The following is a 26469-nucleotide window of genomic DNA, read 5'->3' on the forward strand; positions in this document are numbered from 1 at the left end:
CAATAGGAGTTTATTGGAAAATGAAATACATACCTTTAGCTGCCCGTATTTGTCTTTGCATCATCTTTATTCATTCAGGAATTGGTAAGATTTTCGGTTTTGCCAGTACTGCTGAAATGATGGCAAATCAAGGCTTACCTATTGCCAATGTGTTATTAATCTTTACGATCGCTTTCCAATTACTTGGCGGTTTTTCTTTGCTGTTAGGCTATAAAGTCAAAATCGGCTCGATCTTGCTAATTTTATTTTTAATTCCTGCCACCCTAGTATTTCACAATCCCATTGCCAATCCTGATGAAATAAATTCTTTTCTCAAAAACATCGGTCTAATTGGCGGATTATTGATGGTTATCTATGCAGGTGCTGGCGCATTAAGTATCGATAACTCTACACAAAGATCGCAACACCAACAAAAAATAACCTCCAACCACTAACCACTAACTATAAAATAATTAGTTTAATTAGAACTGCTGTTCGTTGGCAACACAGTACAAGGATATTATTTTGCCTCCTAACCTTATTTGGCATTTTAGATAAAATACAAACTAGCTAATTTATCTCTGATGATATTTAGCGATCGCGTTTGAGATCGTAAATAACTTTTTCGGCAATCCAGTTAGCCGAACGTCCAGGATGGCTATTTGAAGTACTATTCATTAAACGATTAACAGTCTGTTGATTATGAACCAGTCTTAATAACTCTCGACGTAGCTTAGGACTAGTGCGAGCGAGTAAGGTAACATTGCTGCTGTTATTTATTCCAGGTAACAAGTTAACAAAAGATGGCTTATATGCCTTTCTCACATAATAGCCAACTACTCCCGTACCAAGGGCTAATCCAGTTAAGCCGATCATATTTTTCAAACCGTCATCGGTTTCATTGTCATATGGAATATTACGATCATCAATCTGGCTCAAGATTAATTCTGCGTCCCTCGCTCTGACTAAATTAGCTTCATTAGCCTTTACAGGTAAAGCGACAACAGTACCTACAATACTCGTGCCAATTATAGTTGTCACAATGGTTTTTAAATTAAACATCTCGTTTCTCTATTGTCATCTATCAGTTTTAATACTTATTGTGACGCTTAAATATGACAAGGAGGTGTCAATAGTTAAATGATTTGGCGATCGCTTTTTGCTCAAAAAAAATAGCCGAGGATTAACTCGGCTTTTGTAGTTACTGTTGCTTTTAATTTGCTACCACTTCAATAAATTAAACTGCTCCATATCGATCGTGTTGCGGTTACGATAAATAGCTAACACAATTGCCAAACCAACCGCTGCTTCTGCTGCTGCTACAGTAATTACAAATACGGTAAATACCTGACCTCTAATATTTTCTGGATCTAAATAATTAGAGAATCCTGCCAGATTTAGGTTGACCGCATTGAGCATCAACTCAATGGACATCAAAACTCGTACTGCATTACGGCTAGTAATTAAACCATAAATTCCGATACAGAATAATGCTGCTGCAAGCAACAAAAAATATTCTAACTGCACTGTATTTATCTCTCCTTATTTATTTGCTATCTAATTAACTAATACTAATTCTACTTATCACTATCACCACTCAAAGTAGCAAACTCGCGAGGGCGTTCGGGTAAAGTTAGCTTAGTGCTAATCGTATCGTCAGTAACTAAGGATTCAGGAATTAAATCACGACGTGCCAAGATAATTGCTCCTACCATCGCCATCAAGAGCAATACTGAAGCCAGTTCAAACGGCAATAGATAATCGCTGAAGAAATGTTCACCTAGAGCTACAACTGTGTTTTCCACGGGAACAGAGACAGTATCAAGTGACCAAGGAGTTGCTAAGACCATTGTTCCTAATAGGGCAAACAGTCCAAAGCAGACTAGGGCAGTTGCTGCTTTGCGTATGATCCGCCCAGGAAGTTCAACATAATCTTCTTGCTTATTAACCAACATGATTGCGAACAAAATTAATACGTTAACCGCACCGACATATACCAGAATTTGGGCCGCTGCAACAAAGTCGGCATTGAGCAGGATATATAAACCAGCAATACTAATAAACACTCCTGCTAGTAAAAAAGCAGAATGGACAATTTTTGGGAGTAGGACAACTCCCAAGGCTGTTCCAATCATCATTAAACCCAAAATTACCAAAGAAACTATCTGTACCCCTTCAGCTAAATTCACTCTTTTCTCCTCTTGCTAAGTTAGTCAATTAAAAATGTTTGTCTATCCTTCTGTTGCTGTTTCTTCTTTTGGTTTAGCAGCTTCAATTTCTGCGAGAATTTCCTCTGGGCGTTTGCCGGCGCGTTGAGTTCCTTTGGGTAAACCATGAGGTTCTACTTCGCCTTTGGGTAGGTAAGCGAACTCTTTGAGAGGAGTTACCATTGGATCTTGAGTTACCTTGTAAGGTAAGCGTCCTAAAGCTACGTTATCGTAATTAAGCTCATGACGATCATAGGAGGCTAATTCATATTCCTCGGTCATGGAAAGACAGTTGGTGGGACAATATTCGACGCAATTACCACAAAAGATGCAGACCCCAAAATCAATACTGTAATGGTTAAGCTTTTTCTTTTTGGCTACCTTGTCAAATTCCCAATCAACTACAGGGAGGTTAATCGGACAGACGCGAACACAGACTTCACAGGAAATACACTTATCAAATTCATAGTGAATTCTACCTCGATAGCGTTCGGAAGGAACTAGTTTTTCGTAAGGATATTGAACGGTGACAGGACGACGAGACATGTGATCGAAGGTAACGGAAAGACCTTGACCAATATATTTAGCAGCCTGCCAACTTTCTTGGGCATAGTCTTGCACTTGTTTGAGGATATTAAACATGATGTTCGCTCTTGCTTTATTTTGTAAGTTAAATACTTTTTGCTTTAATTAGCCACCAAAAGCTACGGGAAAAGATATTTTCAAAGCAGCAGTAATCAGTAGGTTGGCGAGAGAAATTGGTAAGAGAAATTTCCAGCCTAAGTCTAACAATTGGTCGATCCGCACACGGGGTACAGTCCAACGCAATAAGACGGCGATAAATACTAGGAAGTATGCTTTAACCAAAGTCATAATGATGCCTAATGAAGCAGTCAATACCTGTAGCCAGGGAGTAGTGTCGGCAACGCCAATCCAGTCTGCTAGACGATCTAAAGGAATAAAGAATTCCCACCCACCGAGATAGAGAACGGCAAAAACTAATGCCGATAAGACTAAGTTTACATAAGAACCTAGATAGAAAAGAGCAAATTTCATCCCTGCATACTCTGTCTGATAACCTGCAACTAGTTCTTCTTCTGCTTCAGGCAAATCGAAGGGGAGACGTTCACATTCAGCTAAGGCTGCAATCCAAAAAATAATAAAACCCACGGGTTGTCGCCAAATATTCCAGCCCAAAATCCCATAGCCTGACTGTTGCTCGACAATATCGATGGTACTAAGACTATTAGACATCATCACGATCGCCAACACGGATAAAGCTAAGGGAATCTCATAACTAATGGATTGGGCTGCGGCTCTCAATCCTCCTAATAAAGCGTACTTATTATTAGAAGCATAACCCGACATTAATAGCCCAATTGGGGCAATGCTAGATAGTGAAATCCAGATAAAGATCCCTACGTTTAAATCTGTCACTACTAAGTTTTGTCCAAAGGGTACGATGAGATAGGACAAAAATACGGGGATGACCACTAGGACAGGGCCAAGAGTAAATAACCAAGGATCTGCTTTAGCTGGAATAACGTCTTCTTTAAAAACTAGTTTGATCCCATCAGCCACGGGCTGTAATACCCCTAACGGTCCTGCATATTCTGGACCGATGCGCTGTTGAGCGGCAGCCGAGATTTTTCGCTCTAGCCAAACTACTACCAAAACTCCCACGGTTGCGCCAATAATCATTAACAACATTGGCAGAGGTAGCCAAATTGCTTTAGCTAAACCAAAGGGAAGTCCAAAATCCTGAAGAGTTTGAACAAAAGTTCCTTGTAAGTCAATTCCTGAATTCATATTTGTATATCGTATTGGATTTGGATTAAGCTAATCTCAGACTATAGCTAGAGTTTAGACAATTTTCTATTCCTTATCATTGCTAGTATATCGTTGTCCGCTGTTCCCTAAATTTTGAATTAGTTATAAAACTTAATTAAGAGTCTGATGATAACTACATCTAAACAGAAAACCTGGTCAAACGCGATCGCCCGACCCGCGCCAGAATTTGATTTAACACCGCTATTAGTTATTTCTGGTGCAATACCCGCAGATTTACGTGGCTCACTCTATCGTAATGGCCCTGCTAGGTTGTCTAGAGGCGGTAAACGAGTAGGACATTGGTTTGATGGCGATGGTGCTATTTTAGGGGTTCATTTTACGGATACAGGGGCAACTGGGGTCTATCGCTACGTACAGACTCAGGGATATCTAGATGAACAGTCGGCAGATGCCTATATTTATCCTAACTACGGTATGACTGCTGCGGGAGCATTTTGGAACAATTGGTTTAAACCGATTAAAAACGCGGCTAATACTTCGGTTTTGGCTTTAAGCGACCGTTTGCTTGCTCTTTGGGAAGGGGGAAAGCCTCATGCTTTAGATTTAGAGACTTTGGCAACTATTGGTATTGATCCGCTATCTGCTCTTACAGACAAGCAACCTTTTTCCGCCCATCCAAAAGTTGACCCCATGACGGGGAATATTTTTAATTTCGGGGTTAGCAGTGGCGCAAATACTGTCCTAAATCTATACCGTTGCGCTCCTACAGGGGAGTTAGAACAGCAGAATTCTTTTCCGCTGGTGGGATTACCTTTGATTCATGACTTTTGTTTTGCAGGGCAATATTTAATCTTTTTGGTTTCTCCAGTAAGAGTTAGTATTCCCCCTGTAATGTTCGGACAAAAAAGCTACAGTGACTCCCTCGAATGGAAACCAGAATTAGGTACAGAAATTCTAATTTTTGATCGCGATGACTTATCTTTAGTTAGTCGTGGTAAAACCGATCCTTGGTTTCAATGGCATTTTGTTAATGGTTATGTCGATCAAGACGGTAATATTGTGACTGAATTTACTCGCTATGAAAATTTTGCTACCAATCAGTATTTAAAAGAAGTCGCTTCTGGCTACAGCGAAACTAAAGCGCCAGGAACTTTGTGGTCACTTGTTATCGATCCACAAACAGCAAAAGTAATTAGTAACCAGCCAATATTAAATGCTTGTAATGAATTTCCTTTAGTCTCTCCTGCCAAAGTAGGACAGAATTGGCGTTATACCTATTTAAATGTACATCGCGATGGTGTAACTCATGGGTCAGAATTATTCCAGGCGATCGCTTGCTTTGATCGAGAAACTGGTACAATTGCGATCGCCGATCTAGGGGAAAATTGCTATCCTTCTGAACCAATTTTAGTTCCTCGTCAAGACAATCCCGAACAAGGTTGGTTGTTAACAGTAGTATTTGATGGTAATACCGATAGTAGCGAAGTCAGAATTTATCAAAGCGATCAATTGTCAGCAGTACCTGTATGTCGTTTAGCATTACCTTCTGTAATTCCTCCTGGTTTCCATGGCACTTGGAAGAGTAGTTAATAACTGGAAGATAAGACATCAAAATAACGTCGCATTCGCTTTACACTGAACGTTTGACTCTGCGCCCATTGCTTTACTATGAAATTCAAAGATTGACCTTTAACTATTGATGTCCTCAAGACTATTGACGGTATTTATTGGATTAAAGCGATCGCCTTCAATCTATGTTGGGGATGAGTGCGGATCATGCAACTAGCATTACGTCAAATTCTGCTGAAAATTATTAGAACCCATCCAGCTAAGTTAGGACGAAAAGACTCTTTTGGGCAGCGTTATACTTTAATTGCATTTCGAGCCAACTTCCCCTAATTCTCAGCCTGAGATGATTACAGCCTAGATCTAACAAAATCAAATTTTCTAGTCGTCCGCGATCGCAAAGTATAAGTTAACGTCCAATCGCCGTCTTGATCTCTGGGAGAAATAGCAGTCTTTGATTAATAATGAAATCGACAAGAGATAATAGTTAGGTAGCGATCGCTGACTGCATACACAAGACGATTTGTATCGTCTATGCGACGCGACCATAAACCCGATAGATTTTCTTTTAAAGGTTCGGGTTTTCCAATGCCTGTAAAGGGTGTGCTTTTTGCAGCTTTAATTAGTTTGTTAATTCTCTTTAATTTCTTCTTATCCTGACTCTGCCAGTATACATAACTATCCCAGGCTTCATCAGTCCAGGCTAAAATCCGACTACTCATCCAACAAATCTTTTTCCGTCACTTGTCCCTGTTCATATTGGGCGATCGATCTGGCTAAATGAGCAGCATTTGCTGGAGATTTGAGTAAATGAACTGTTTCCAGCAAACTATTAAAATAGTCCAGGGACATGACCACGGCATCATCAGCATCTCGCCTAGTGATTACGGTATAGTCTGCATCTTCAATTACTCGATCTAAAATATTTTTGAGCTTGTTCCTTGCTTCAGTAAAGGTTACTATTTTCATCACTTAAACCTGTCTTAGTACTTGTACAAGTATACTGAATTATTGTTAATTACTCAATAGCCTTTTTGACAAAATAATTTTGAGGTAAACCTACAAATGACAACTAATAATATTCAACTCCTCGATCATTTGTTGAGTACCGACAAACTCGGTTTTAAAGGTTATATCTTCATTCTCTAATAGCATTTCTATTACTTCCTTAAGCATATATATAGATGAATTACTAGTGCATTTAAAAAATAATTTTGAATTTGATTTTAGATCATTTTTGCAATTATAAAAAACTTCAAATTAAATAATATCAGGTACTTGCGCCACAATTTGTTTACCGATTTCAATCGAAGCAGTAGCAGCGGGGGATGGAGCATTACAAACATGGAGGGCGCGATCGCGACTGATAAACAGAAAATCGTCTACCATTGAGCCATCACTTTTTAAAGCCTGCGCTCGCACTCCTGCGGGGGTAGGTACTACATCTTGGGCTTGCACTTCAGGAATTAATCTTTGTAAACTACGGACAAAAATAGTCTTGCTGTAGGAGCGAATCATCTCCTGGATTCCTTCGCTATAAAATTTCCCTGCCAGCTTCCAAAACCCAGGATAGGTCATAGTATCCAAAAAGTCTTTTAGATCGAAATCGAATTTATTATAAGCCTCTCGTTTAAAGCCTAATACTGCATTAGGCCCGGCATGGACACTACCATCAATTCCAGGGGTAAAATGGACTCCTAAAAAGGGAAAGTTAGGATTTGGAACGGGATAAATTGCCCCATTGACCAAATATTTTTTTTCAGGAGTTAACTCGTAATATTCGCCACGGAAAGGCACAATTTTGGCGGGAGCTTTGGCTTTGGCTAATTCCGTCAAGCGATCGCTATATAACCCTCCACAGTTAATTAAAAATTCTGTTTGATATTCTTCTTGATTGGTCTTAATTACATAACCGTCTGTCATTGCTACAAGATCCTGGACACAGGTATTGTTGTATAAATCTACACCCTGTTTTTGAGCAATTTCAGCATATTTCAAACAAACTTGTTTATAGTCAACAATTCCTGTAGATTTGACTCTAATTCCAGCTAAACAATTAACATGAGGCTCAATTTCTTGTACTTGCTCTTTAGTGATCTTTTTAATCTCAAGCTCATTAGCTAGTCCCCTGTCGTAGAGATTATCTAACAGAGGTAATTCATGCTCTTCTGTCGCCACGATAACTTTGCCACATATTTTATGATCGATATTGTGTTGAACGCAAAAATCTACCATTGAGCGATTACCATCACGGCAAAGTTTGGCTTTATAACTTCCTGGTTTGTAATAGATACCCGAATGAATTACACCACTATTGTGTCCTGTCTGATGAGCAGCCCATGATGCTTCTTTTTCTAATAAAGCTATCTTAGCAGCAGGAAACCGCTGACTTAGCGCCATTGCCGTAGACAACCCAACAATTCCACCACCGATGATAGTATAGTTATACATATATGACTAAGTATTAATAATTAAGCTACGTTCAATCAATTCAAGCTTTAAACAAAACACGAAATAAGGGATGAAGATTAATTCCTCCTCATCCCTCATTATTGATCTCTAGATCCTGTTAAAGTGCCACTACTTCAGTTGATACACCCATGTTTTTCAGCATTTCGCTAATTTCTTGGGTATAAATGGCATTCATCACAATCACCTTATCTGGTTGATAGGTTTTGAGAAATTCAGGTGACATGATCTCTTTGCCCACCCCAGGAATATATTTGCCGTGACGATGGGGGTTAATATCGACAGCATATTGAATTTTGTCGATGGTTTTCAGGGTAGTTAAAAACGCTACACATTTTGAACCAGAACCCCAAACTACAACTTTTTCTTGTTTAGCGTGAGCATCATCTAAATACTTTTTCCAATAATCTAGTTTGCCTGTAATCTTCTCTGTAAATAGCTGCACGTCTTGAGCGACATCTGATACGCTTTCTTCAAAAGGATGAATCTTATCTGAAGGCATAGCAACAGGTTTAGCTTCGATCAATAAATACTGATCGCCATAATCGCAGTAAAGATCTGTTACTTCAAAACCACTGTCGCAGAATAAACGGGCTAATGTACCAGGACTAAAGTAAGAACAGTGTTCGTAGTAAATATCTTCAAAAGCTTGCTCTTTTAAAACTCTGGTATTGTCTGGTATTTCAAAGACGACTACAGTATCGCGATCGCCAATGGACTTACGCACTGTTTTGATAAACTCAGAGGTAGGCTGGACATGCTCTAAGGTATGACGGCAGCAAATAAAGTCACCCACATACTCGGAATGCTTTTCAGAATAATAATCTTGAATAAAGGTTACGCGGTCTGCTGCTTCACTTTCTACTCTTCCAGGTACGACGCTAGGGTCAATACCCACTCCACGGTTATTACCTAATTCACACAGAAGCAGTAAGAAATCTCCTTTGCTACAGCCAATTTCGATAATGTCTTTATTATGCAGATCGTATTTATCGATCAAGTGATTCGCTAGCTTGAGGGAAAACTTATTAAATGTGGGAGAATAGCTTTGCTGATCTTCATAGTTTGGTGCGTAGGATGACCATTTAGCATCAAATTCGGTGTTGGTAATAAAACCACAGCGATCGCAAAATCCTAAAACCACATCTCCACTAGGAAAATTAACCGCTTCTGATTGATCCGACATCATCAGGCAACTGTGAACGGGAACATCTCGAACTTCGTAAAAAACTTCAAGTTCATGATGACCACAGTTAGGACATGTATGTTTAACTGTTTTAGTTTTGGTTTTTGAAGAACTTACATCGGAAATCATATCTCTCACCATAACTGACACTCCTGGGTCAAATTTAAGTTTTTAAAAATGCTAATTACACTCTGATTTATGGTTAAGGCTTACTTGCTCTCAACAAAGCTTAAGGTTCTAACTTTTGCATCAGCTAGATTTAATCAGTTGGCAAATTAGCTAGGTGGTCAAACAATTCTGGGCTTAGGAATAGGAACAATAAATTTCCCTCCAGCCTGTTGATATTCTTGTTGCTGCTGCATGATTTCTTCGGCAAAATTCCAGGCCAAAATTAGTACATAATCGGGTTGATCTTCTAACAGCTTAGTAGGAGGAAAAATGGGTAGATGATTTACACTCATATAGCGTCCGTGCTTAAAAGTGTTTAAGTCTACGATATAGTCCAGTAAAGTTTTATCAATTCCAAGATAACTAAGCATAGTAGTGGCTTTAGCAGCAGCACCATAGCCCACAACTCTTTTGCCTTGTTTTTTCAAATCCCACAGAATATCTAACAGAGAATGTTTGAAATCTGCTACTTTACTGGCAAAATCTTCGTAGTAAGTCATTTTGTCTACTTGTGCTACCTGTTCTGCTGCTAGTAAAGACTTAACTGAATCTTTTACCGCTTCTTTTGGTTCGACATCTAAACGCAAAGATCCACCATGGATTTTAGTATGTTCAATATCGTTTAAATATAAATTATGTCTTCTAAACAGCTTATCTAAGGCTGTTACGGAATAATAACAAAGATGTTGATGGTAAATTGTATCAAACTCGCAGTGTTCCACCAAATCTACAAGATAAGGAGCTTCAATTACTGCCACTCCCGTCTCTTTTAACAACAACGAAATTCCCTTTACAAAACCATTTAAGTCTGGCACGTGAGCCAAAACATTATTAGCTAAAAACACATCCGCTTGCTTGCCTTCATCTTTCAGCTTCTGAGCTAATTCTTGACCAAAGAAAGTACAGATTGAGTTAACTCCTTTTTCAATGGCTGCATTTACAGGACCAGAAGCTGGATCGATTCCCAACACAGAAATATTCTCATCGACAAAGTTTTTCAGCATATAACCGTCATTACTGGCTGCTTCAATCACTAAGCTAGTCTGATCTAAATTTCTGGTTTTAATTAAATTTTTAGCGCTATCACCAAAATGCTTTAATAAGGATACTGATACAGATGAGAAATAAGGATAATCTTGACAGAAGAGAATTTCTGGAGGAACTATTTCTGTAATTTGCACCAGACTGCATTCAGGACAAAATACTAAATCTAAAGGAGCAGTGTATTCTGGGGAATCGAACTGTTCTTTAGTTAAAAGATTATCGGCAAGGGGAGTATAGCCAAAAGAAATAATTGATTTTAGGTCTGTGTTACCACAGGAAAGACAACTCGGCGGATGATTATTCATAGTTAAGATTAGAGATTACTTAAGAACAAGAGGCTCAAAGGTAGATGAGAAAAATCAGGACAACTTTATAATTGCCCTAATTTTTTTGCTTAAATCTATGATTAACTTATTATTATCAAGTTATAAAGTAAGTTAACCACTATGGAAGGGAAGCTATTCGATAGTCGCTAACTGTTCTTTACGCCAACGCAGCTCTCCATCAAGTAGATCATTGCCGATGAGATACTTAATATGAGCAATTCTTTGATATTTGCTACCTTCAAATTCATCTAAAGTTAGCCCCACCTTTTGATACACTTCATATAGTTCTTCTGCTCCCTTGCGTGTATTCCATTGAGGCTGAAAACTAGGCAAAACTCGAGCAATTTTGCTACAGTCTACACGATAACAGCGTGTGTCAGGTCCCGCATCAGGTGCATACTCAATGCGACAGTTAGGCACCGTTTCCTTGACTATTTCTGCTATTTCCCGAATCTGATAGTTGTCTTCATTACGACCAACGTTGAAGGCTTCATTATGAATTAGCTCTCTTGGTGCTTCTAAAACGGCAATAAAGGCACGAGAAATGTCTTCAATATGAACAATTGGTCGCCAAGGACTACCATCGCTTTTGATGTAGACTAAACCTTTAGTAAATGCCCAGGCAACTAAGTTGTTTAAAACTAAATCAAAGCGTAATCTTGGTGATACGCCATAAGCAGTGGCATTACGTAGAAATGTTGGACTAAAGTTATCATCGGCTAACTGACTTACTTCTTGCTCTACTTTAACTTTGGAAACTCCATAGGGAGTAACAGGATTAAAGGCTGACTGTTCATTCAACCAGTCATCGCCACCTGCTCCGTAATTACTACAGGAAGAAGAAAAAATAAAGCGACTGACTCCAGCTAGTTTTGCTAGTTTTGCTAGTTTAACTGAAGCCAGATAGTTAATTTCTTCCGTCAGTTGAGGATTCAGATTGCCCAATGGGTCGTTAGACAGACCAGCTAAGTGCAAGACTGCTTCAAATCCAGCTAAGTCCTCTAGCTCAACATCACGAATGTCTTTAACTAGCTCAGGAATTTCAACTATTCCCTCCCCAAAAGTACTTCTAGCGTATAAATCTGTGTCTAAACCGACAACATCATATCCTTTCTCGATCAGCATTGGAACCATGATTGTTCCGATGTAACCCTTGTGACCAGTTAGTAGTATTCTCATTTTTTTCATTCTCCCAAGTTTTCCAAGGTGCATTACCGCTAGCCCATAATGATTCCAAAAGGGTTTTATCGCGCAACGTATCCATACATTGCCAGAAACCATCGTGCTTATATGCCATAAGCTGACCGTCGCTAGCTAGTTTTTCTAATGGGCCTTTCTCCCACTGGGTGTCATCGCCATCAATGTAGTCAAAGATTTCAGGCTCTAGGACAAAGAAAGCACCATTAATCCAGCCTTCTTTTGTTTGAGGCTTCTCAGAAAATTCAGAGATTTGATCTCCTTTTAGATCTAAGTGACCAAAACGTGCGGGTGGTCGAACTGCTGTCAGGGTCGCCAGCTTGCCATGAGCGCGGTGAAACGCTAGTAACTCATGGAGATTGACATCGGACACGCCATCTCCCCAGGTTAGCATAAAGGTTTCTCTGCCAATATAGGGTGCTAGACGCTTAATCCGCCCCCCAGTATTAGTTGTCAGTCCCGTATCAATTAAATCTACGTTCCAATCTAGTTGATAGCCACCATGAGTTTTAATTTTACCGCTACCTAAATCAACGGTTAAGTTGCTGTTGAGGGCGCAATAGTCTACCATGTATTTCTTGATAGCCGCACCTTTATAACCCAAGGCAACTGTAAAATCTTTGAAGCCATATTTATAGTAATGCATCATGATGTGCCACAAAATTGGCTGTCCACCAATTTCAACCATTGGCTTGGGTTTATTTTCTGTTTCCTCGGAAATTCTAGTTCCCAACCCACCAGCAAGAAATGCTACTTTCATATTTATTGTTGCTCCTTTTTTTGAGCTTATATAATAATTGCATTACGTTTGAATATTTTCGCTAATGCACCTAAGTGATTTTACTAGCGTTTAAAGCCTAGCCTTAATATCAATAAATTGTAAATATACTTAAGCTATTAAACTATAAAGTTTTGATGAATTTAAAGTTGTAAACGCACATATATTATTCAAAGTTAATTCAAAAATATATTGATGTCAAGCACATAAGAAGAGAGTTTTGCTAATCAATTTAATTAGTTAATTGCACTATTTAGAAAGCTGATATTGGATTTAACCAAGCAATTAGTTCTCGGCTTAAATTCTGTAGATTGCGAGACATTCCTTGATTAAACCATTGCCCGATCGCATCAATTGGTGTAAATAAATTGCCTGTTTGCCACTGTATATTTTGAGACAAAGGAGTTAAGTGAGTTCCCATTAAAGTACGTAAAGTTATCATGTTGGGAAACCGATTTTGCAATACGCTGTTTAAAATTACTGTTTGATCTAATTCATCTTGAGTAAACTTAAGTAACAAGTTTCGGCGTACGTTATAGTGTTCGGCAATTAACTTTTCGGTTTCTGTGGGAGAAGGGGCAAATTCCACGTTCAGCATAGGAGTCACATTAAACTGTTCCATAAAAGGAACGGCTCGACTAGCAGGATAATTATTAAACGAAATGAGAATATTGCCTGCTCTTTCTACGTCATATAAACTACCAATGAGAAGATGCAGCTTGCAGCCCATACTGTGTCCGATGCCATATATTGGTAGATAACCTGTTCTTAACTGATTAGTTTTTTGTAATCTGGTAATTACGGTTTCAAAACGATTTAAGACTTCACGAGCGATCGCAAAATGATCGAACGTATTGAGAAAAGGCGTAGCAATAATCGCAAAGCCAGCCTGACTCAGTTGTTCTAAAATAGAACGATAGGATACTTGAGGTGCGGTAGCCACAAATGCGCCACCCAAAAAGTGAACAATACCTTTGACTTCCTGGCGAGGAAGATAAACCCAATTACCAGATACTTCTTGCCATTGCATATAATGTGCCGTTTGAGTTAACTTCGTTTTCGGTAATACTTACAATTGATTTTAGCAAAATGCACTCTTTTATATGCCCGATCAAGATTTAATTCGCTTATCTCAAAGCCATCTTAATCTCCTGAGTATTTGTCCACCTAAATTTCAGCAGGTATACATCGACTGTTTAGGTTCTCTTTCCGCACCCAAACAACAAGATACTATGGAGTGGGGTAGTCGCTTTCACCTGTTGATGCAGCAAAGAGAATTGACTTTACCCATCGAACCTCTATTGGCTACTGATACAGAGCTAGATAGCTCGTTAAAAGCTTTGATTCAAGCTGCACCTGAATTAGCACCAAATCCGCAAGTTTGGCGTTCAGCAGAACATTGTCGAACATTAAGCATGGGTAATTTTTTGTTTACCGTCATCTATGATCTATTAATTGCGGAGAATGATCGGGCAGTAATTCTTGATTGGAAAACTTATCGCCAGCCAATAGGGATAAAAAAGCTCAAGCAAAATTGGCAAACTCGCCTTTATCTTTATGTTTTGGTTGAAACTTCAGAATATAAGCCTGAACAAGTTCAAATGACTTATTGGTTTGTCAAATCTGGTCAGCCTAAAAATGTGACCATTAAATATAGCCAGCAAGAACATCAACAAGCAGAACAAGAGCTAACAATTCTATTAAGCAATCTCGCAACATGGTTGCAAAATTATCGGGAGTTTCAAGCTGACTTTCCACACCGACCAGATTGTGAAACCACCTGTCGCTATTATCAAGATTTTGTAACAGCAGATGTTCAGCAGAAGATGCTTAAATCCATTGAAGACATTGAAGAAATATCGATTTAATTGATTTAATTGCCATCAGTTTGCCAATTGGGGCAATATCTTATGCCTCTAGTTAACCTTCAAGGCGATCGCCTTCGGGTAGGCGAAGCCTAATACCGCTTCGCTTAAGTAACAAGTAACAAGTAGCCCTTTAGGGCTAGCCAGCTTTTCTATGGTAAGCTTCCCACAGAAAACGCGCCGTATCGCTTTGCATCGCAGTAGCAAGTTAGATATAATCAGGGTCTTAGGTTAACAAAATGGTGTCTTTACTTAAGCCTTCATCTACTCATCGCTGTTTCTCTTTCTGAATGAATGTAATCTATAACATATGCTTCTAACTGCTATGGTCAAAATTGTCTCCTAAATTTCTTCTCTAAAGTCTCTGGAGAATATTAAGTCCGTGAGTATCAGTTCCGCAGGTACTATAAAGGTGATGGGTTGTTGCTAAAGCCTGAACTAGTTCGGTTTTTCCAGGGCTAGGTTGCCAAACTTGAGGGTTATTATAAGCGTAATAAGTTTCTACACCATCAATATTTAATTGGGCAGCAGCAGGAATTAACTGGCTCGCCGAGCGACGATAGCGTTCTGGATGAGCTAAAACCGCTAATCCACCAGCCTGATGAATGCTCTCAATCACTCGTTCAGCTTGAGCAGCTTTCTCTTGAGGTCTATCTCCTTGCAGATATGAGCTAATAGCTGAATGCTCAGGATTGAATCCATAACCTAAAATATGTACTTCTACTTCCAATAGTTGAGAAGTAATTTCTGTACCTGTCCATAGCTGGGGTAAGTTTTTTTGCTCTAAACTAATAGTGGCAAGATACGATTCGGCTTCTTTGAAGCCAGCTACAGAATGGTGATCCGTAATCGCCAAACCTTTTAATCCGATCGCGATCGCTTGCTCTATTAATTCTACTGGTGTGAGCTTACCGTCAGAAGCAATAGTATGTAAATGAAAGTTGTAGGAGAGAGGGCAACTAGCAGCATCAATCGTTTCCCAGACACTTTTTAAGTATCCAGTATCCTGTGCTGTGGGTTTAAGAGGATATGTAACAACCATAAGCGTCAAGGAGTAACAGAGAAATGTTTCTAATTGTTACAAATACCATAGCAAAATAAAAGACCCCTTGGGAGAGCTTGAACTAGGAAATAACCACTAAGAAATTGTCAAATCTTTTGACAGATATGTTTTCAAGACGCTCAAAAAAATAGATAGATTCCCAATAAAATATATAAAATTAGCTAATAATTTTTAGATGACGACTTTGCTACCTGCTGTCCTCCCTGTGGGCTTGATTATCTTGATTGGCTTTGTTGTCGGTCGTACTATTCCTCTTCAACGTTCAACCCTTTCTCAGTTATCCCTTTACGTTTTATCTCCCGCCTTAGTGATTAATAGTTTATATCGTACTGAGTTGTCTTTAGATAGCTCCGCTAAACTATTGATTGGCTTTGCCTTAACATCTATGGGTATCTACGGGATTGTCACCGCCGTAAATCGTCTCTTAAGCCTTCGTGATCCTTTAAGCCGAGCTATTACCGCCGTGGTAATGTTTCCCAATAATGGCAACATGGGTTTACCCGTCGCCACTTTTGCTTTCGGTACAGCAGGATTGGATCGGGCAATTATTTATATGCTCGGTTCTGCTTTTTTGATGTTTTGCTTTGGACCAGCGATGCTTCAGGGAAAGGGGATCACTGAAGGCTTTAAGCTAACTCTGAGGCTACCTCTGTTGTGGGCATTTTTATTGGGTTTAAGCCTTCATTTCACAGCACTAAAAATCCCTTGGGGATTAGATAAAGGGATTCAGCAGTTAGGCGCAGCAGATATCCCCATTGCTTTGATTTTGTTAGGAATTCAACTATCCCAGACTCGATTTCGACCAGAGATTAAAGAAATTATTTTAGCGATCGCTCGTTTGCTTGGTGCGCCGATGATTGCCTATATAATTGGCAGGCTACTTCAGTTAGAAACCCTCAACTTACAAATCCTGGTTTTGGAAAGTGGAATGCCCACTGCGGTTAGTTCTTTTGTGATTGTTAGTGAATTTGGAGGAGATCAAGATTTGGTCGCCAGGGCAATTGTTACTTCTACTTTATTGAGCTTTATTACTCTGCCGATTTTATTGTCGTTTTTGCTAGCTCTTAATTCTTAGTTCTTAGTTTATTCATGTACCAGAAGTAATTGGAAAAAAGTTTTGAATCATTATTCTTCGGCACTCGATCGCCAAAGACGTTTTTGGCAATTAGCAATCGTCAACGTGATTTCTAATCTCATGGTGCCAATGGCTAGTCTAGTTGATATGGCATTTTTGGGTCATTTGACGGAAATTAAGCATTTAGCGGGAGTGGCGATCGCCACAGTGTTGTTTAATTATATTTATTGGACGTTTGGGTTTCTCCGCATGGGGACGACAGGATTAACCGCCCAAGCTAGAGGTCGAGGAGATCGTGAAGTTGAGATACTTACTTTATTACGTAATAGTGCGATCGCTTTAGTCATTGGCATAATTATTCTTTTGCTACAGCAACCCTTAAGAGAAATTGGTTTTGTCTTACTACAAGCCGATCCTGAAGTACTTCAGGCAGGAAAAGCTTACTATAATGCCTTAATTTGGGGTGCGCCTGCCACTTTGCTCAACTTTGTCTTGTTGGGTTGGTTTTTGGGACGAGAACAAAAGCAAGGAGTGTTCCTAATTTCTTTGATTAATAATGGCGCAAATATTATTTTAGATTATTTGTTTGTGGTGCGCTGGGGACAGGAGAGTGGAGGGGCGGGGGCTGCCACGGCCCTGAGTCAGTTAATCACTCTAATTGTTGGCTTAATTTTGGCAGATCGTCAACTTAGGGAAATATCTAGGCAGGAACAGCGATCGCTTAGACAATTGATTGGGCAAATTTGGGAAATATCCGCCTTCAAAGCTGCTTTTTCTCTAAATAAAGATATTTTAATCCGTACTTTGGCGCTAGTATCTACTTTTGCCTTATTTACTAACCTCAGTGCGATGATGGGGACGACGACTTTAGCTGGGAATACTTTATTGTTGCAGGTGGTAACTCTGGCAGCCTATTTTATTGACGGGATTGCCTTCGCCACCGAAAGTATGGCGGGTAATCTGCACGGACAGGGGGCGAAAGGGCAACTGCTGCCTTTACTGCAATTAGCGGGAAGTGTGAGCTTAATGTCTGGCTTGGGTTTTGCTGCTATGTTTAGCTTTTTCCCACTGCCTTTATTTGGTTTGTTAACTAGTCACCCTAAAGTAATTCAGCACATTGGGAGCTATCTTTGGTGGTTATTTCCTGTGTTGGGCTTTGGTTCGATTGCCTACATGCTCGATGGCTATTTTTTAGGCTTAACCGCTGGAAAGATATTACGCCAGTCCACCTTAATTGCTGCGCTCATTGGTTTTGCTCCAATGGCGACCGCTGCTTGGTATTGGCAAATGAATCACCTACTCTGGCTGGCTTTAGCTTTATTTATGGCAACTCGAAGTATTACTCTAGGGTGGAAAATTAATTATTAAGCTACTACTACTTGTAAGCTAGATCAATAAAACTCAATAATATTGACGCGAGAAGTGCTATGTTAGGCAAAATATTGAAGAGTATTAGTTGGCTAGATCGTCATTGGTTATATGGTTTAATTTCTGGATTAATAGCAGTTTCGATTGTTTTCACCCAAACCTATGGGCTTAAATCTCAAGCTGCATCATCGCAATTAGTTTCTGTAGCAGAACCAGAATTAGTAGATTTGGAGCAATTTTCTGATTTAGTTAGCAAGTTGGAGTCGAAATGGGAAAACAGTTACGAAAGATACTTTGACCGCGATTTTGCTCATCAGTCTAGTTCTGTCAATCAAATTGCCGAGCGTTTGCGAGCAGTTCAAGAGAAGACTAAGATTAATCCTGCGGTTATTTGGGCGATGCCAGCAGATGATTTTTTAGAATTAATTTTAGTTACTCCAGATGCACAGTTTGTAGTTAAAAAAATTCCTGGTGCAAACCGCGAGAGATTGACCAAGAGGATTGATGAATTAGGAATGGCAATTGGCGATCGCGACTCTCTCAAATATTATCCTCCCGCTAGATTAATTTACAATTGGATCTTTAAACCTCTCGAACCTTATTTAGAAGCCGAGAACATCGACACATTATTGCTTTGCACTGGGCCTAAACTGCGTTCTCTTCCCTTTGCAGCGCTACATGATGGAGATAAGTTTATTGTCGAAAAATACAGCTTGGCTCTTATTCCTGCCTTTACCCTCACAGATACTAGCTATAATGCTCAGTCAGATCGGCAGGTTTTGGCAATGGGAACATCTAAGTTCAACAATTTGCCGTCACTGCCTGGAGTAGCAATTGAGCTAGAAACTATTGTGCCAAAGTTGTGGTCGGGACGCAAAATAACCGATCAAGATTTTACGGTGACCAATCTGCAAGATGTTCATCAAAGAGAAGGCTTTGATATTATTCACATCGCTTCCCACTCTGAGTTTAACCCTGGCTCTCCTGAAGATTCTTTTATTCAGTTTAGCGATCGCCGTTTAAGTTTAGCTCAAATTAACGAGTTAAATTTAAATTTACCCCTAGTTGATTTATTGGTTTTGAGTGCTTGCCAAACTGCTTTAGGAGATGAAGATGCGGAGTATGGTTTTGCAGGGTTAGCAATGCAGGCAGGGGTGAAATCTGCTTTAGCCAGTCTTTGGTCAATTGATGACATGGGAACAGTTGTACTGATGAGTGACTTTTATCAGCAGTTAAAATCTACTCCTAGTAAATCAGCAGCATTAAGACAAGCCCAAGTTAATTTGCTGCAACGGAAAATTTTTGTTAAAAATGCTCAAATTCAAGGATTAGACTTCAAAGTTGATCTGACAGACATAATCTCAAAAGATCGAACTCAAGACTTCTCTCATCCCTATTATTGGGCGGGATTTACTCTGATCGGTAATCCTTGGTAGAGATTTTTAGCTATCCTCCTGCGAGGACTTAGTAAGCTCTAAGCCTTTTGATTAATTGGTTATGTTGGGGAAAAGGTTAAAAGGTTAAAAGATTAAACCCTTTCCCTTTTTCCCCTTGCCCTTTAACCTAACCTTATAAATTAATTAGCACTCTTTAAACGAGAAATATTTAGTCCTAGGCTACTTTTGCCTGATTTAAGAGATTTTGTACTTCTGCGGTTTTCATTCGCGCTCCCAAGGTAGTAACTATTTGAGAAGATGCTAAAGACGCTAACTGCCCTGCCTCTGTATAACTCATGCCGTTAGTGATGCCGTAGAGAAAAGCACCTGCATACATATCTCCTGCGCCCACAGTATCGATCGCTTTAACAGGAAACGGTTCGATTTTAATTAGCTGTTCACCATCAAAAACCACTGAACCCGATGCTCCGCGAGTAACCGCAAACCTTGTGGCTAAAGTTTTTAAATATTCAATTGCCTGGTCAAAATCTTGAGTTTCTGCAATCAATAAAGCTTCTCCTTCATTAGCAAACAGAAAATCTACTCCTGAACCAATAATTTCTAATAGTCCAGACTTAAAGAATTTGACCATATTTAAATCCGCCAGGGTAAACGCTACTTTGTTTCCCGCAGCTTGAGCAGTTTCTTTGGCTTTAATTGCTGCTTGTTTGCTGCTTTCACCACTGACTAAATAACCTTCAATATAAGTATATTCAGCATTCTTAATCGCCTCAGAGACTAGTTCTGCATCGCTAAATTCTCCAGAAATACCCAGAAAAGTATTCATCGTGCGATCGGCATCAGGAGTCACAAACACAAGACATTTCCCCGTCACTCCCGATTTTGCTACCTGGCTTTCTAGATTAGTGCTTACACCACAGTCAATTAAATCTTGAGTGTAAAACTTGCCTGGTTCATCATCTGCCACTTTGCAAGAATAAAACGCTTGACCGCCAAACTGAGCGATCGCAATCAAGGTATTAGCTGCCGAACCACCACAGGAGCGTTTTTGGTCATAGTTGGCTAAATTACTGACAATTTTATCCTGACTTTCTTGGTCTAAGAGAGTCATGACACCCTTTTCAATTCCTAGATTTTGTAATACCTCTGGTGATACTTCAAATTCAATATCTAATAAAGCATTACCCAAAGCGTATACATCATATTTCGCCATAAATTACCTCAAGTCACATAACACAATTAACTTTAAGCAAGATAGCACTATTAGCCTCTGAGTATCAGTAGCGATCGCAGTTATATTTGACTAGTTCTATTTTGATTTGCTCGCTTAAATTAGTTTTAAATTTTTGTGTGACACAACTGTATATCTAACATTTGATAGATTTAGGTTCATTATTTCTCAACAAATACACAATTTTATTTTACAATTTGTGAAATTCTAAAAATATTTATGAACGAAAAAGAAATTAAAACTGCATTTGCAACAGATGGTTTTTTATTGTGCAAAGGACTTTTCTCTCAAGAGGAGATGCAAATTCTCCTGCAAGACATCAAGGATTCCCAGCGCAGATATGAGCAAGATGAATTAACCAAAGGTTCGATGGTCTTCAAAAGTAGTATTTTTTTTCATAGTCCAAAAATTCAACATTTCATCACTCAGCAGAAGATCATTGATCTACTCAAAATTTTGATTGGACCTGACATCTGGGTACGTTGGGATCAGGCGGTTGCTAAAGGACCTAATTCAGATACTTTTCCTTGGCATCAAGATAACAATTATAGCAAATTGAAAGATACTCACTATCAGTTTTGGGTGGCTTTGACCGAATCGAATGGCGATAATGGTGGTTTATTGTTGCAACCTGGTTCACATCTGCAAAGTCAACCTTATCGATATGAAGGATATGAAGTTGTTTATGACGGAATACCGCAAAACCCTATTTTAATTACCGCCGAACCTGGAGATGTAGTGATTTTTTCTTCGTTTACGCTTCATAGTACGACTCCCAATATTACTCAGGATACTAGATGGGCATATGTGATCGAATATATGTCTCTCGATCATTACGATCCTTATATTGAGCCTCCTTATTTTGTCGCTGCTCGAAATGGTAAATCTAGCCCTGAATTTGTCCGTTCCTATCGTGGCAGTAATAATCCAATGTCTCGCTTAAAATATTATATTCCTTACCTCAAACGATCTCAAAAAATACTTAACAAGTTAGCAAATTATAAGAATTAATTTTGTATTATAAAATATAAGCTAAATGCAATAATCAGTAATCAAGTATTTTTCTGACAATGCATTATATTCAATTTTTATTTGTATTACTGAATACTATTGGTTAGTGTTATCAATCAAAATCTCAATTTATTTCAGCTACAAATTATTCTTTAAAATATTATCAAAACTGTTATGCAAACTATTTCTCAGGGTAAATCTCCAATTCGTTCTCAAGAAGATTTTTTGGTATTTGGCTCTCCCTGTATTGAAATAGCAGAAATCAAAGAAGTTGTTGCCAGTATGACATCTGGTTGGTTAGGTACAGGGCCAAAAGTAGCAAGGTTTGAACAAGACTTTAGCAATTACAAAAAAGCGGATTATGCGGTTGCGGTCAATTCTTGTACAGCAGCCATACATTTAAGTATATTGGCTGCTGGAATAAAACCTGGTGACGAGGTTATTACTACGCCTCTAACTTTTTGTGCCACTATCAACGCCATTCTTCATGCTGGTGGCAAGCCTGTATTAGCAGATATAGATCCAGTTACGATGAATATTAATCCTGAGCAAATTGCATCGAAGATAACCGACAAAACTAAAGTGATATTGCCTGTTCATTTTGCTGGTCGTCCTTGTGATATGGATAGGATTTGTGCCTTAGTTGCAGACCACGATCTAAAATTGATTGAAGATTGCGCCCATGCTATTGAGACAGAATATAAAGGTCGCCAAGCTGGAACATTTGGTGATTTTGGCTCTTTTAGTTTTTATGTGACCAAAAACATTACCACAGGGGAAGGGGGAATGATCCTCACTAGCCAAAAATCGGCGGCGGCTCGGATTAAAACATTAGCATTGCATGGCATGAGTAAAGATGCATGGAAGCGTTTTGGTGATGATGGCTATAAACACTATTATGTGGAAGAGTGTGGCTACAAATATAATATGATGGATTTACAAGCTGCGATCGGAATTCATCAGCTAGCTAAGGTCAAGCAATATTGGCTGAAAAGAGAAGCAATTTGGCAAAGATATATTGAAGCTTTGAGCGATTTGCCGATAAGTTTACCAGCAAGTCCAGAAGAAAATACCCAGCATGGTTATCACTTATTCACTATTCTTGTTGATGAAGCAAAAACAGGAATTAGTCGAGACAATTTTTTGAATGCAATGACAGCAGAAAATATTGGTTTGGGAGTACATTACTTAAGCATTCCTGAACATCCTTATTATCAAAAAACTTTTGGTTGGAAACCAGAAGACTATCCTCATGCCATGCGTATAGGAAGGCAAACAGTGAGCTTACCATTGTCACCCAAGTTGACCGATAAAGATGTTGAAGATGTTATCTTGGCGGTAAAACAAATATTAGGGTAAACAAGACATTTATAAAACTAGCTATTAATGTTTAATATAAGCTAATTCAAACATGAAGTAATAAACTGTGACAAGATTAGTTTGACAAAAATGAGTAGTGGTAACAAAACTATACTGGCTTTAGAATGACTTTTGGAAGCAATTTTTGTTGAAAAATTGTTATTGTTGACGATTTTAAATTATATTGCAGTAAAATTTATTAACTATACATTAAGCTCATTTTAATATATTCTTAGTTTAGTCGTAATTTTTTTATTATTTAGCTTTGATGAAGCAGTTAATTTCATCGGTTTTTGATTCATTTAGTAAACAAATACATGGCTTAGGAAAAGTATACGTACCTATCTGCTCAATAATTTTTTCAGTATGGTTAATCGAAAAATTTAGTAGAATTTCCGTGTATGAATTAGTCGCCGATTCTAATGAAATAGGTCGTATAGCGCCATACGCAGGAGCAGTTTCTAATTTTGGTCTATTACTTCTATGTTGTGCTGCTAGCATTTGTTTTTTTAGCAGTTACTTAATTGATGCTAATAACAAGCATGATGAAAAATGGAAATTGTTCTTTAAATGCTCAGGATATTTTGTTCTTCTTTTATTAATTGATGATACATTTCAGCTTCACGAAAACTTCTCTACTTTGTTATTTGGCGCAGATGCCAATATAAGTGTAACCGATCATAAGCTACAAAATATTTTAGAGGCAACTGTATTTACCCTTTATGTATCACTATTTTTTTTCTATGGGTTTTATTTTAGAAAATTAATATATCGTACAGAAATTTTGGTGCTTATACTAGCTTTGGTTTTCTTTTTTATGTCTCTAGTTGTTGATGTTTTGCCTGAAAATATGAAGGGGCATTATATTTTAGAAGAAGGATTTAAGTTATTAGGCATTGCCAGTTTGATGACCTATTACGTAAAAGCATGTTATCAAAAAGCTAAAAAATTATTGTAGTGTAATAATATTATGCTTATGCTAAATTTTGTTCTGTGTTTAGTTTTCAGGCGATCGCTATAAATAAAATCAATAAAATAGTTAATCTGAGGAGAGAGAAGGCAAATATACAAAGTTAATCTAGTAGATAATTTTATTATTAATTAATATTTAAATTTTTTTAGCAAATATCATTTGGCTAGAATAAATACTAAAAGTCAAAGAAAATAAAAGATTAATTGCCAGCACGGTAATTGCAACGGCTAATATTCCTTGTTGCACAGAAATAAAAATTGCCAGAGCAAAAATAATTGTATAAATTAAGTCAAAATAAAGAGAGATGTGAGTTTGATCGATAGAATTTAATAATAAAGAAGCTGCATGTTTAAAAGTCATGGGTACAACAGAAAGGCAAATTAGAATTAAAATGGGAATGGCTTTAACCCATTTTTCACCAAAGATGATTGGTACATAAAATGGCGATAAAGCTGATTGAAGAATAACAATTGGAATTACGGTTAAGGAAATAGTTTTTAAGCTTTTAAAATAACGTTTCTTCAAGTCTTGGCGATCGCCTCTTGCACCACAAAGATGAGGAAATAAAGCTGACATCAAAGAATTAACTATATTATTTGTAATTCCCGAACCAGCATTAAAAGCAAAATAGTATAATCCTAGTTGTTCTACTCCCAGAAATTTACCGACTATTAAATAGTCTAAATTGAGGCGTAATTTGGTTAATAATTCAACTCCAATTAAATTTTTACCATAATTAACTATCATTTGCCAATCTTCTAAACTAAACGATTTTGGTGGTCGCCACGTATGATTTCTCCAGCTAAAAATAAACCAAACTGGAACTGTTATTAACATTGGTATGACAATAGCCCAAATTCCCATACCCACAAGTGCAAAAATAACAGTAAAAATATTACTAACAATTGACTGAGATGCTGTACACATAGCAATTATTTTCAACCTATTTTCTCGCTCAATTAAGGCACAGTGAGTTAGAAAAAAAGGATAAATTAAATACATCAAGGATATAGCACAAATAGGTAAAATTAGCTTATTGTTATCATAAAATTGAGCGATCGGCCAAGCTGCCAGGCATTGAACCAAGAAAAGAGCAATACATACTATCCAATTAAGCCAGTAAGAAGTACTGGCAATAGTGGCAACCTGTTCTTCTTCTGCTTGTATAACTTTAGCTCCAATACCACCTTTGAAGATAAATACAGTTACTAAATCAAAAATAGTATAAATTACAGCCATTAATCCATAGTCTTGCGGACTAAATACACGAGCTAAAGTAACTGTTGTACCTAATCTAAAAACTCGATTGACTAGTTCTGATGCACCTAACCAACCAACATTGCGTAAAAATTGATTCGATAACGAGTTTTTTAGCTTGTTAATTAGCATTAGTAATTTTTAATTGATAATAATCTTTTCCAGCAAAATTTAACCAATGTTCTTTGAATATTTTTATTAAATAAACTTGGCGGGTAAAAGCGAATTGATATCCATAAATTTCGTCCAACTTGATTTATACTTTTGACATCTTTGCTTCGTTTTAAATATAATTCAGCAAAATAAAAATACAAATTACTCAAGTTTTTATTACGAGAAGATTTTAATTCTGCTGGTGCAATATAATACGCTTTTTCTAATACCGCACAGTTTTCTTGCATTAGAACTTCAATATTAGAAGACATACTGTTTGAACGTTGACGATACAAAATTTGGTATTGAGGCACGACCACAAAAGAGCATTTAAAGGCTAATTTAAGATAAAAGTCCCAATCTGAGGCTACGGGAAAGTCGGTAGGAAAGCCACAAATTGATTCTATTGCTTCTCGGCGAACTAAAATATTTGAGCCATTTGACAAAAAATTCGTTTGCAATAGCTTTCCATAAACATTTCCCTCCCAAATAGGACGAGTGCCTAAAAACAAAATTTTGCCTTGCTCGTCTATAGGGTTAGTCCAACTATAGGCAACTCCTGCTTGAGGATGATCTTTTAAAGCTTTTAGCTGCAATTCTAACTTATCTGGAGTCCAAAGATCGTCGGCATCTAATAGAGATATAAACTCTCCTTGAGCCAGCTCAATTCCTCTATTACGAGCAACTGCGACTCCTGCGTTTTCGTAGCAGAAAATTTTTAGACGAGGTTCTAATTTGACAAGACTTTTAACCAATTCGATAGTACCATCTTGAGAACCGTCATCAATGACAATTATCTCAAAATCACTAAAAGTTTGCTTTTGTACCGATTCAATTGTTTCTTGAATAGTAGTTTCGGAATTATATGTAGGGATAACGACAGAAATTGTAGGCATAATTTAATTGAAAATTGTCAAAGGAATGCTTGGGTCAATTACTGCACCGACAAGCGGATGCAGCTTGTAACTACACCAAATGATGCGTTACGTTCGGACGATTGACAAGA

At 38.1% G+C, this 26469-nt stretch carries 26 protein-coding genes; 9 read left to right on the forward strand and 17 right to left on the reverse strand.

The genetic code is table 11. The features are described from left to right. The first annotated feature begins 20 nt into the window (after positions 1-20). Positions 21-434 (forward strand): DoxX family protein, encoded by a 414-nt coding sequence (locus C7B62_RS08895; RefSeq protein ID WP_106234936.1) that lies wholly within the window; start codon positions 21-23, stop codon positions 432-434. Positions 435-570: 136 nt separating this feature from the next. Here C7B62_RS08895 and C7B62_RS08900 read toward each other — a convergent pair whose 3' ends face one another. From C7B62_RS08900 to nuoH, 5 genes are all read right to left on the reverse strand, one after another. Continuing rightward, entirely contained in the window at positions 571-1041 is a 471-nt protein-coding gene (locus tag C7B62_RS08900; protein WP_106234939.1) for a hypothetical protein, read from the reverse strand. A gap of 159 nt (positions 1042-1200) precedes the next feature. Then, a complete protein-coding gene (gene nuoK / locus C7B62_RS08905; protein ID WP_106234941.1) occupies positions 1201-1506 on the reverse strand; it encodes an NADH-quinone oxidoreductase subunit NuoK in 306 nt (101 codons plus the stop codon). Between the two features lie 50 nt (positions 1507-1556). Continuing rightward, the gene (locus C7B62_RS08910) at positions 1557-2168 is read right to left on the reverse strand and encodes an NADH-quinone oxidoreductase subunit J (protein WP_106234944.1); all 612 of its coding nucleotides are present in this window, start codon (positions 2166-2168) and stop codon (positions 1557-1559) included. A 42-nt stretch (positions 2169-2210) separates the two neighbouring features. Next, positions 2211-2828: an NAD(P)H-quinone oxidoreductase subunit I gene (gene ndhI, locus C7B62_RS08915; protein WP_106234947.1), complete on the reverse strand. Its 618-nt coding sequence runs from the start codon at positions 2826-2828 to the stop codon at positions 2211-2213. A 48-nt stretch (positions 2829-2876) separates the two neighbouring features. Further along, the gene (gene nuoH, locus C7B62_RS08920) at positions 2877-3995 is read right to left on the reverse strand and encodes an NADH-quinone oxidoreductase subunit NuoH (RefSeq protein WP_106234949.1); all 1119 of its coding nucleotides are present in this window, start codon (positions 3993-3995) and stop codon (positions 2877-2879) included. A gap of 147 nt (positions 3996-4142) precedes the next feature. Between nuoH and C7B62_RS08925 the strand changes: the two genes are divergently transcribed. Continuing rightward, a complete protein-coding gene (locus C7B62_RS08925) occupies positions 4143-5567 on the forward strand; it encodes a carotenoid oxygenase family protein (protein ID WP_106234952.1) in 1425 nt (474 codons plus the stop codon). Positions 5568-6001: 434 nt separating this feature from the next. On the opposite strand, the gene C7B62_RS08930 is transcribed toward C7B62_RS08925, so the two are convergent. The 8 genes from C7B62_RS08930 to C7B62_RS08965 all read right to left on the reverse strand — a co-directional run bounded on the left by C7B62_RS08930 (position 6002) and on the right by C7B62_RS08965 (position 13741). Next, positions 6002-6265, reverse strand: a complete 264-nt coding sequence (locus C7B62_RS08930) for a Txe/YoeB family addiction module toxin (protein WP_106234954.1) — start codon at positions 6263-6265, stop codon at positions 6002-6004. After that, a complete protein-coding gene (locus tag C7B62_RS08935) occupies positions 6258-6512 on the reverse strand; it encodes a type II toxin-antitoxin system Phd/YefM family antitoxin (RefSeq protein WP_106234957.1) in 255 nt (84 codons plus the stop codon). The genes C7B62_RS08930 and C7B62_RS08935 overlap by 8 nt, the downstream gene beginning before the upstream one ends. Positions 6513-6803: 291 nt before the next feature. Next, a complete protein-coding gene (gene lhgO / locus C7B62_RS08940) occupies positions 6804-7994 on the reverse strand; it encodes an L-2-hydroxyglutarate oxidase (RefSeq protein WP_106234959.1) in 1191 nt (396 codons plus the stop codon). Between the two features lie 118 nt (positions 7995-8112). Further along, positions 8113-9339 (reverse strand): class I SAM-dependent methyltransferase, encoded by a 1227-nt coding sequence (locus C7B62_RS08945; RefSeq protein WP_106234962.1) that lies wholly within the window; start codon positions 9337-9339, stop codon positions 8113-8115. Positions 9340-9485: 146 nt separating this feature from the next. Then, on the reverse strand, positions 9486-10715 hold the full coding sequence (locus C7B62_RS08950; protein WP_106234965.1) for a class I SAM-dependent methyltransferase: 1230 nt from the start codon (positions 10713-10715) through the stop codon (positions 9486-9488). Between the two features lie 153 nt (positions 10716-10868). Continuing rightward, positions 10869-11861 carry an NAD(P)-dependent oxidoreductase gene (locus tag C7B62_RS08955; protein ID WP_233219883.1) on the reverse strand — a complete coding sequence of 331 codons (993 nt, stop codon included), beginning with the start codon at positions 11859-11861 and terminating at the stop codon, positions 10869-10871. Next, positions 11839-12693, reverse strand: coding sequence for a glucose-1-phosphate cytidylyltransferase (gene rfbF, locus C7B62_RS08960; RefSeq protein WP_106234967.1), 855 nt, complete (start codon positions 12691-12693; stop codon positions 11839-11841). Before rfbF ends, C7B62_RS08955 begins: the two co-directional genes overlap by 23 nt. A gap of 271 nt (positions 12694-12964) precedes the next feature. Continuing rightward, positions 12965-13741, reverse strand: a complete 777-nt coding sequence (locus tag C7B62_RS08965; protein WP_106234970.1) for a DUF1350 family protein — start codon at positions 13739-13741, stop codon at positions 12965-12967. Between the two features lie 73 nt (positions 13742-13814). Between C7B62_RS08965 and C7B62_RS08970 the strand changes: the two genes are divergently transcribed. After that, on the forward strand, positions 13815-14579 hold the full coding sequence (locus C7B62_RS08970; protein ID WP_106234972.1) for a PD-(D/E)XK nuclease family protein: 765 nt from the start codon (positions 13815-13817) through the stop codon (positions 14577-14579). Between the two features lie 352 nt (positions 14580-14931). Here C7B62_RS08970 and C7B62_RS08975 read toward each other — a convergent pair whose 3' ends face one another. After that, complete coding sequence (locus C7B62_RS08975; RefSeq protein ID WP_106234975.1) at positions 14932-15618, reverse strand: PHP domain-containing protein; 687 nt, start codon at positions 15616-15618, stop codon at positions 14932-14934. 196 nt (positions 15619-15814) lie between these two features. On the opposite strand from C7B62_RS08975, the gene C7B62_RS08980 reads away from it, so the two are divergent. The 3 genes from C7B62_RS08980 to C7B62_RS08990 are packed head-to-tail and all read left to right on the forward strand — an operon-like array spanning position 15815 to position 19518. Next, positions 15815-16714, forward strand: coding sequence for an AEC family transporter (locus C7B62_RS08980; RefSeq protein ID WP_106234977.1), 900 nt, complete (start codon positions 15815-15817; stop codon positions 16712-16714). A 42-nt stretch (positions 16715-16756) separates the two neighbouring features. Beyond that, on the forward strand, positions 16757-18082 hold the full coding sequence (gene gntT, locus C7B62_RS08985) for a guanitoxin biosynthesis MATE family efflux transporter GntT (RefSeq protein WP_199194118.1): 1326 nt from the start codon (positions 16757-16759) through the stop codon (positions 18080-18082). Between the two features lie 59 nt (positions 18083-18141). After that, complete coding sequence (locus tag C7B62_RS08990; RefSeq protein WP_106234979.1) at positions 18142-19518, forward strand: CHAT domain-containing protein; 1377 nt, start codon at positions 18142-18144, stop codon at positions 19516-19518. A 175-nt stretch (positions 19519-19693) separates the two neighbouring features. Here the strand turns inward: C7B62_RS08990 and C7B62_RS08995 are convergent, their stop codons facing one another. Further along, complete coding sequence (locus C7B62_RS08995; protein WP_106234982.1) at positions 19694-20692, reverse strand: adenosine kinase; 999 nt, start codon at positions 20690-20692, stop codon at positions 19694-19696. 237 nt (positions 20693-20929) lie between these two features. Here C7B62_RS08995 and C7B62_RS09000 point away from each other — a divergent pair, with 237 nt between their 5' ends. The 3 genes from C7B62_RS09000 to C7B62_RS09010 all read left to right on the forward strand — a co-directional run bounded on the left by C7B62_RS09000 (position 20930) and on the right by C7B62_RS09010 (position 24038). Further along, positions 20930-21721 carry a phytanoyl-CoA dioxygenase family protein gene (locus tag C7B62_RS09000; RefSeq protein ID WP_106234985.1) on the forward strand — a complete coding sequence of 264 codons (792 nt, stop codon included), beginning with the start codon at positions 20930-20932 and terminating at the stop codon, positions 21719-21721. 174 nt (positions 21722-21895) lie between these two features. Further along, positions 21896-23080 (forward strand): DegT/DnrJ/EryC1/StrS aminotransferase family protein, encoded by a 1185-nt coding sequence (locus C7B62_RS09005; protein ID WP_106234987.1) that lies wholly within the window; start codon positions 21896-21898, stop codon positions 23078-23080. Between the two features lie 268 nt (positions 23081-23348). Next, positions 23349-24038 carry a hypothetical protein gene (locus C7B62_RS09010; protein ID WP_106234990.1) on the forward strand — a complete coding sequence of 230 codons (690 nt, stop codon included), beginning with the start codon at positions 23349-23351 and terminating at the stop codon, positions 24036-24038. Positions 24039-24188: 150 nt separating this feature from the next. Here the strand turns inward: C7B62_RS09010 and C7B62_RS09015 are convergent, their stop codons facing one another. Both C7B62_RS09015 and C7B62_RS09020 read right to left on the reverse strand, forming a co-directional pair. Beyond that, a complete protein-coding gene (locus tag C7B62_RS09015; RefSeq protein WP_106234992.1) occupies positions 24189-25442 on the reverse strand; it encodes a lipopolysaccharide biosynthesis protein in 1254 nt (417 codons plus the stop codon). Next, on the reverse strand, positions 25442-26359 hold the full coding sequence (locus C7B62_RS09020; protein ID WP_106234995.1) for a glycosyltransferase: 918 nt from the start codon (positions 26357-26359) through the stop codon (positions 25442-25444). Before C7B62_RS09020 ends, C7B62_RS09015 begins: the two co-directional genes overlap by 1 nt. Positions 26360-26469: the final 110 nt, after the last annotated feature.

The organism is Pleurocapsa sp. CCALA 161 (assembly GCF_003003995.1).
Taxonomy (GTDB): Bacteria; Cyanobacteriota; Cyanobacteriia; order Cyanobacteriales; family Xenococcaceae; genus Waterburya.

Excerpts from the sequence above, each read along its gene's own strand:
- nuoH (WP_106234949.1), bottom strand. The coding sequence starts at position 3,995 with ATGAATTCAGGAATTGACTTACAAGGAACTTTTGTTCAAACTCTTCAG.
- C7B62_RS08895 (WP_106234936.1), top strand. The coding sequence starts at position 21 with ATGAAATACATACCTTTAGCTGCCCGTATTTGTCTTTGCATCATCTTT.
- C7B62_RS09005 (WP_106234987.1), top strand. The coding sequence starts at position 21,896 with ATGCAAACTATTTCTCAGGGTAAATCTCCAATTCGTTCTCAAGAAGAT.
- C7B62_RS08935 (WP_106234957.1), bottom strand. The coding sequence starts at position 6,512 with ATGAAAATAGTAACCTTTACTGAAGCAAGGAACAAGCTCAAAAATATT.
- lhgO (WP_106234959.1), bottom strand. The coding sequence starts at position 7,994 with ATGTATAACTATACTATCATCGGTGGTGGAATTGTTGGGTTGTCTACG.
- C7B62_RS08965 (WP_106234970.1), bottom strand. The coding sequence starts at position 13,741 with ATGCAATGGCAAGAAGTATCTGGTAATTGGGTTTATCTTCCTCGCCAG.
- C7B62_RS08950 (WP_106234965.1), bottom strand. The coding sequence starts at position 10,715 with ATGAATAATCATCCGCCGAGTTGTCTTTCCTGTGGTAACACAGACCTA.
- C7B62_RS08995 (WP_106234982.1), bottom strand. The coding sequence starts at position 20,692 with ATGGCGAAATATGATGTATACGCTTTGGGTAATGCTTTATTAGATATT.
- rfbF (WP_106234967.1), bottom strand. The coding sequence starts at position 12,693 with ATGAAAGTAGCATTTCTTGCTGGTGGGTTGGGAACTAGAATTTCCGAG.
- C7B62_RS08975 (WP_106234975.1), bottom strand. The coding sequence starts at position 15,618 with ATGGTTGTTACATATCCTCTTAAACCCACAGCACAGGATACTGGATAC.
- C7B62_RS08945 (WP_106234962.1), bottom strand. The coding sequence starts at position 9,339 with ATGGTGAGAGATATGATTTCCGATGTAAGTTCTTCAAAAACCAAAACT.
- C7B62_RS08970 (WP_106234972.1), top strand. The coding sequence starts at position 13,815 with ATGCCCGATCAAGATTTAATTCGCTTATCTCAAAGCCATCTTAATCTC.
- C7B62_RS08925 (WP_106234952.1), top strand. The coding sequence starts at position 4,143 with ATGATAACTACATCTAAACAGAAAACCTGGTCAAACGCGATCGCCCGA.
- C7B62_RS09000 (WP_106234985.1), top strand. The coding sequence starts at position 20,930 with ATGAACGAAAAAGAAATTAAAACTGCATTTGCAACAGATGGTTTTTTA.
- C7B62_RS09020 (WP_106234995.1), bottom strand. The coding sequence starts at position 26,359 with ATGCCTACAATTTCTGTCGTTATCCCTACATATAATTCCGAAACTACT.
- C7B62_RS08990 (WP_106234979.1), top strand. The coding sequence starts at position 18,142 with ATGTTAGGCAAAATATTGAAGAGTATTAGTTGGCTAGATCGTCATTGG.
- ndhI (WP_106234947.1), bottom strand. The coding sequence starts at position 2,828 with ATGTTTAATATCCTCAAACAAGTGCAAGACTATGCCCAAGAAAGTTGG.
- C7B62_RS09010 (WP_106234990.1), top strand. The coding sequence starts at position 23,349 with ATGAAGCAGTTAATTTCATCGGTTTTTGATTCATTTAGTAAACAAATA.
- C7B62_RS08955 (WP_233219883.1), bottom strand. The coding sequence starts at position 11,861 with ATGCTGATCGAGAAAGGATATGATGTTGTCGGTTTAGACACAGATTTA.
- C7B62_RS09015 (WP_106234992.1), bottom strand. The coding sequence starts at position 25,442 with ATGCTAATTAACAAGCTAAAAAACTCGTTATCGAATCAATTTTTACGC.
- C7B62_RS08900 (WP_106234939.1), bottom strand. The coding sequence starts at position 1,041 with ATGTTTAATTTAAAAACCATTGTGACAACTATAATTGGCACGAGTATT.
- C7B62_RS08930 (WP_106234954.1), bottom strand. The coding sequence starts at position 6,265 with ATGAGTAGTCGGATTTTAGCCTGGACTGATGAAGCCTGGGATAGTTAT.
- C7B62_RS08980 (WP_106234977.1), top strand. The coding sequence starts at position 15,815 with ATGACGACTTTGCTACCTGCTGTCCTCCCTGTGGGCTTGATTATCTTG.